The 6,563-nt window shown below is 47.5% G+C and carries 3 protein-coding genes; 1 reads left to right on the top strand and 2 read right to left on the bottom strand.

Going from position 1 to position 6,563, the window contains the following annotated elements; genetic code table 11:
* Nucleotides 1–527 precede the first annotated feature (527 nt).
* Entirely contained in the window at nucleotides 528–2,954 is a 2,427-nt protein-coding gene (plsB, locus tag ACNKW2_RS17485) for a glycerol-3-phosphate 1-O-acyltransferase PlsB (RefSeq protein WP_419149702.1), read from the top strand.
* A 34-nt stretch (nucleotides 2,955–2,988) separates the two neighbouring features.
* Here plsB and ACNKW2_RS17490 read toward each other — a convergent pair whose 3' ends face one another.
* Together ACNKW2_RS17490 and ACNKW2_RS17495 are read right to left on the bottom strand one after the other, a co-directional pair.
* The gene (locus tag ACNKW2_RS17490) at nucleotides 2,989–5,061 is read right to left on the bottom strand and encodes a TRAP transporter permease (protein WP_419149703.1); all 2,073 of its coding nucleotides are present in this window, start codon (nucleotides 5,059–5,061) and stop codon (nucleotides 2,989–2,991) included.
* Between the two features lie 35 nt (nucleotides 5,062–5,096).
* Nucleotides 5,097–6,113, bottom strand: a complete 1,017-nt coding sequence (locus ACNKW2_RS17495) for a TAXI family TRAP transporter solute-binding subunit (RefSeq protein ID WP_419149704.1) — start codon at nucleotides 6,111–6,113, stop codon at nucleotides 5,097–5,099.
* Between the last annotated feature and the right edge of the window lie 450 nt (nucleotides 6,114–6,563).

Here is a 6,563-nt window from a genome sequence, read left to right on the forward strand (position 1 = left end):
CAAACGGTGGTCAAAAGCTTTTAGGCGAATACGAATGCGTTGATTTGACATTCTTTAACCTCAATTAAAAGAGCATTTAAAAAGAGCATAAAAAAACGACCGAGACTAACTCAATAATCCTGAGAAGTCGGCTGTTCTTTTATTTCTACCATTGAACTCGCAATTGGAGTTCCTGTTTAATGGCCTGAAATCCAGACCTTTACTTTAACTTTCTAAGCACTGTGGCTAAGAAAGTCTGCATATTATAGTGATATTGGTGATAAATGCAACAATTATTCGCAGCTTATTTTTAGCGGCGGCCGCTGGGCGGTAATTATGGTTGTAACCACAACGACTGACTCCTTCTTTGCTAACACAAAACAGCACCCCGCAACCGTCAAAACTGCAAACAGTGCATATACTGTACAGCTTCTATGCTACCTTACAGCTAACGCCAGTACACTGGTGCTCACCATGAATCGTATGTAAATGGTCAGTCCAGTCAATTCTTGGTATTCTATAACCAATAATAATTGATCGGTATTCTCATGCAGATTTTCACTTATTTGCTTACTACTTTGGCTCGTTGCAGCAATTGGCTCTTTGTCAAAAGTAAGGTGTTACCTGAAAACCCCATCACTGACTACGACCTAGACCCTGATGTTCCCACTTTTTACGTGGCACGACTCGACTCCATCTCGGATATGGTGGCGCTGGATGTTATGTGTAAAAAACTCGGCTTGCCCCGCCCGTCACACAAGCAAACACTGGGAGAGCAACAACTTAACCGCTTTGTTGGCATTCAGGCGCCGCCCAGTGTGTTTGGCAACAAGCATAAACCCAGTGAAGCCCTAGCGCGCAGTAAAGCGATTTTTTCTGCTTTAGATACGGCAGAAAATAGCCAGGCTCAAGTGATCCCAGTGACTATCCTTTGGGGTCGCAACCCAGGTAAAGAAAAACCGGGGCTAGGCACCTTGGTGTCTAACTCTCTTACCCCTAGTTGGTTGCGTAAGTGCTTTGTGGTGCTGTTTTCTGGTCGCGATAACTTCGTGCGCTTTTCACAGCCCATTGAATTGAACCAACTGCTCAACGATAAAGCCGATGTCGAAGAGCTACCACATAAGCTGCTGCGTGTTGCCCGAGTGCATTTCCGCCGCCAAAAGCTGGCCGCCACAGGGCCGAAACTGCCTTCAAGAGAACAATTATTTAACTCAATTCTCGCGGCTCCTAGCATTAAAAAAGCCATTGCCGATGAAGCCAAGGTCAAAGGCTTGAGCCAAGAGGAAGCACGCCTCGAAGCCATGGAGCTACTCGACGAAATCGCCGCAAACTACTCCGATGCCATGGTGAGAGTGGCTGACCGCGCACTCACTTGGCTGTGGAACAAGCTCTATAATGGCATTGAGGTCAATAACTCAGAGAAAGTTCAAGCTCTTGCCGATAAAGGCCATGAGATTATCTATGTCCCGTGCCACCGCAGTCATATGGACTACTTACTGCTAACTTATGTGATTTATCACCAGGGCTTAGTGCCACCGCACATTGCCGCTGGGGTGAATCTTAACTTCTTCCCTGCTGGACCGATTTTCCGTCGCAGTGGCGCCTTTTTTATTCGCCGCTCCTTTTCCGGCAATAAGCTGTATTCCGCGGTATTTAAAGAGTACTTGAGTCAGTTATTTATCAAGGGCTACTCGGTGAAATTTTATACCGAAGGTGGTCGCAGCCGCACTGGCCGCTTATTACCACCCAAGACAGGCATGCTCGCCATGACACTGCAATCTATGCTGCGCGGCATCGACCGCCCAATTTCTTTGGTGCCGGTGTACCTTGGCTATGAACATGTGATGGAAATTAATACCTACCTCAAAGAGCTGGCAGGTAATAGCAAAAAGAATGAGTCTATTTTTGGCATTTTTAAAGCCATTAAAAACCTGAAAAATTATGGCCGTGGCTATTTGAATTTTGGTGAGCCTATCTCGGTGAATCAATACTTAAATGAACAACAGCCAGATTGGCGTGAAGCGATTCACCCAACCGAGGCACAAAAGCCCGTTTGGCTTAATCAGCAGGTCGCCAATTTGGCCGATGTCATCATGACTGAAATCAATAACTCGGCAGCCTTAAACTCAGTCAACTTATTGGCCACTATTCTACTCAGCAATGAGCAGTTTGCGCTGCCGAAATCGCAGCTACTGCAGCAACTTGAGTTGTACCTTGAACTACATCGTCAAGCACCATATCACAGCAACGCCACTGTGCCCGATTGCAGCGCGGAAGAGTTATTAACGCACGCATTAAAACTCGATAAGTTCGAAGTGACCGCCGATAGCTTTGGCGAAATCATCAGCGTCAAAGAAAAAGAGCGCGCACTGCTCAATTACTACCGCAACAATATCCTGCACTTATTCGCCATACCCAGCTTAATTGCACAGCAGCTATTCAATCGTTATAACTTAAGCTTACAAGAGTGCCGTGCAGAAATAGAATTACTCTACCCGCTGTTTGCCAAAGAGTGGTTCCTCACTGAGCTTAGCGAGGGCTATATTGAGTCAATTCTGCGCTTCTTTGCGGCACAGGGGTTGATTGACTTTGACGGTCAGAATGCCACTGTGAATAAAGATGGCGATGCTTTGGCGCAACTCGAGATGCTGGGCAAAGTGATCCACTTAACCTTAGAGCGCTATGCCATTACCATCAACTTGGTTAAGCGTCATCAAGGCTTAAGCCGTAATGAATTGGAAAGTGAAAGCACCCAGCTTGCTGAGCGGCTGGGTACCTTGCACGGCATAAAAAGCCCAGAGTTTTTCGATAAGAAAGTACTCAGTGCGTTTGTTTCTAGCTTAAAAGAACAGGGCTTTATTGAGCACAATGAAACCACGGGAATTTGCGGCACCGACTCGCTGCAAACGCTGGAGCAGTACTTAAAAGCACTGTTGCCAGCTCGTGTTCACCAGTCGATTCAGCACATCAGTTAACTGTTCAAGGCCTCATCACGAGGCCCACAGTTTATTAATTGCATGGTTGTGACAAGGCCCTACGGTTTTTCACAACCTGCACAACCACTATTAGCACCACGCTAAGCGCCGCTCCGATATCAACAAGCAATTGCTCATGTGGCCATATTAAAACAATCCCCAACACAGCCAATAAAGCTCTGGTAGCGACGGCGAGTTTTGCCTCAGCGTAGCCATAAATGGCCGCCACTGCCGCATATAACCCCAGCAAAGCGGTGAAAAATATGCCAGCGATTTCGGCATAGGTGCCGCCAATAAAAGGCGTAAAGGCAAATAGTAACGGAATAATGTATAGCGCTTTTGCGGTTTTCCACGCCTCAATGCCCGTGGCCATCGGTGGGGTTTTGGCAATGCCCGCAGCGGTAAAGGCCACTAAACAAACCGGTGGTGTCACGTTGCTGTCTTGGGATAACCAAAAGATAATCATATGCGCCGATAGCAACATCATCGCCAATTGACCCGCTGCAAACTGGTTACTGCGAATGATCTCAATGGCCTCCGGTGGCAGTGCCGCAAGTGCCGTGAAAACTTGTTCACTGGCGCTGCCGCCTTGACCATACAGCTCAGTTAGGGTGGGTGCCATCATATTCATCATCATCACAGCCGAGTCATTTAACTGCCCAGCGATTATCAAATCCACTAAGGCCGATTGACTGATCAAACCATACAACGCTGGTGCCGATAACGTTGCCAAGACAATATACGACGCCGTCACTGGCAGCCCCATACCAATAATTAATGAGGCTAACGCAATTAAGGCCACAAGGAGCAGCAAATTCGACCCCGCCCACTCGTTTATCATCAATGAAAAGGTGACACCAAGAGAGCTCAAGGAGATACAATTGACCAATACCCCAATCGCAACCAACAGCACCGCCGTCTTTGCGCAGTTATTTGCCGCTGCAGCTAAGGCTTCTGCAATTTTACCCCAACCCATGGGGGCAGTAGAAAACCAAGAGAAGATGCAGACACTTAAAGTGGCAATACTAACGGCGTAGGTTGGCGTAAAGCCATACACCATCAGTGCCACCAACAGCCCAATCGGCAATAAGTGGTGCCAGCCACTTTTAAACTCCTGCCAAGCGCTGGGGTGCTGCTTATCCGTGGTTGGGGCTATACCTAAGCGCTTAGCCTGAATACGGACAAAAATAGCAATGGATAAGAAGTACAGTAATGCTGGCACAAACGCTGCGCCGATAATGGTTAGATAGGGAATTTGCGTGTAAGAAGCCATGATGAATACCCCAGCCCCCATAATCGGTGGGATCAATTGACCACCGGTAGAAGCACCAGCCTCAACTGCCGCAGCAAACTTCGCCGGGAAGCCGGCTTTTTTCATCATTGGAATGGTAATAACCCCAGTGGCTGCGGTATTGGCAATTGCAGAGCCGGACACCGAGCCCATCATTCCTGAACTGACCACAGCAACTAAACCTTGCCCACCAACCATACGGCCTACTAACGCATTGGCAAAACGAATAATAAAATCCCCAGTGCCGGCTTGCACCAAAAACGCCCCAAACAAGATAAACATAAATACAAAAGTCCATGAAATCTTAGCGATAGGACCGAAAAGACCATCATCAAAGTAGCTGCGAAACAAAATGGTTTCAGCGCTGAGTCCAGCGAAATGAAACACCCCGTCAATATATTGCCCTAAAAACAACACATAACTCATTACCACCAAGATCAGCATGGGAATAAACCAGCCCATACTGCGACGCACCAGCTCTAAAGCCAACACCACAGCCGTACTCGCTGCCCACCAGTCGCTGCTGGAAAACTCATAGTTTCGTGCCGCCAAGTCATCACTGAAGGCAATTAAATACCCACTACTGGCGAGCAAAGCCACCATCAAAACCAGATCTAATGAACGTGATAAAGATGGGGCTTTACGCCATTGCAATGGCTCAGTCAGAATAACTAAGCTGCCAAATAGCATAAAATGCATCGCGGCAATGTAATTATCCGGCCACGTCGCTACTAGGTTAAAGTAAAGGTGAAAAATGCTGGTTACAATGGCGAGATAAAACACTCGCCGAGACTGATTACTCGGTTCTACATCCATAATTTTGACTGCTTGCTATCCAGTTATCATCACATTTAGCGCAAATGCTCTGGTACCGTGATCCCCACCTCTTGATAATATTTTAGTGCCCCAGGGTGGAGCTTAACTGGTAGGCCTTGCAGCGCTTTTTCTACCGCCATGGCTTTGGTTGCCTGGTGGATGGTTTGCAGAAACACTAGGTTTTCATAAATTGCTTTGGTGAGTAAGTAAACATCTTGCTCGCTCATGTCCTGATGTGCGGCCAAGAAATTAGGCTGGGCAATGGTTGCCACTGGCTGTGTTTGTCCTGGGTAAGTATTTGCAGCAATGGTGTAGCGCGACCACAGCTCAACATCGCCGTTCACTTTAGCAAGCTGCTCATCACTGAAGTTTAGAATACGAATATCATCAGAGTTACTAGCAAACGCACTGGTAATGGCGCTAACAGGTACACCCGCTGGAATATTCACACCAGCCACTTGGCCGTTTTGTAACGCATTCGCTGAGCCGCTATACCCTTTGTGTACCAGGTTGAATTGCTCACTGTTTATGCCCAACGCCGCCAGTATGTGCTGACCAGAGCCTTCCGTGCCTGAGTTTCTTTTACCAATTGCAAACCCTTGGCCATAGAGATTTTTTAGATCCGTCATATTGCCGCTTGGGGCATACTGTTTATCCACAACAAAGTGTTCCACGTTTTGCCACAGCATGGTCACTGAGCGCAGGTAGTCTTGCTTGCCGATACCAGCCATTGCCCCAGTCCCTTGTGCCGCCCAGGCACCATAAAGCCCTTGCAATATAGACAGCTGCGCTTCTTGATTGCGCATCAACTTAAGGTTATCCCCGGAGCCTGCCGAAGTAATCGCAGACACGCTCATGCCATGCTTAGGTGTGACTTTCAACTTGGTTAAGGTGGCGATGGCCACGCCCACAGGGTAAAAGGTACCACCTGAAGACGCCGTAGCGAGTATATAGGATCTTTCTTTATCTACGGCTGCCGCCTCTGATAGCAGGGCTAATGATAAAACAGTAGCAAGCACAGCACGTGCAGTGTGTTTACTCCAAGCGAACATCTTCTATTTCCTGATTTTTTAAACTCTCTATTGCAGCTATTGTGCACATATTTACGAAATTAACCAAACTTTTACCTAATATGCGCTCAAGCTTACGCCTTATGTAAACTAAACCAGATATATGTGGCAAATATGGAGTATCCCATTGCGATATAAAATCGCGCCTTCGAATAGGGAGCTTTCGCCTCTGGTGGGAGTCGGTTTATCCGACGATGGGTTTGGTAGGGAAATCGCGATATAAAATCGCGCCTACGAACAGAGAGAGCCTGCACCTGGTGGGAGTCGGTTTATCCGACGATGGGTTTGGTAAGGAAATCGCGATATAAAATCGCGCCTACGAACAGAGAGATCCTGCATCTGGTGGGAGTCGGTTTATCCGACGGTGGGTTTGGTAGGGAAATCGCGATATAAAATCGCGGCTACAAACTATGGGCATTAAAAAAGGCCGCC

Origin of the sequence: Pseudoalteromonas 'SMAR', from assembly GCF_048515945.1 — a bacterium.
Classification (GTDB): Bacteria; Pseudomonadota; Gammaproteobacteria; order Enterobacterales; family Alteromonadaceae; genus Pseudoalteromonas.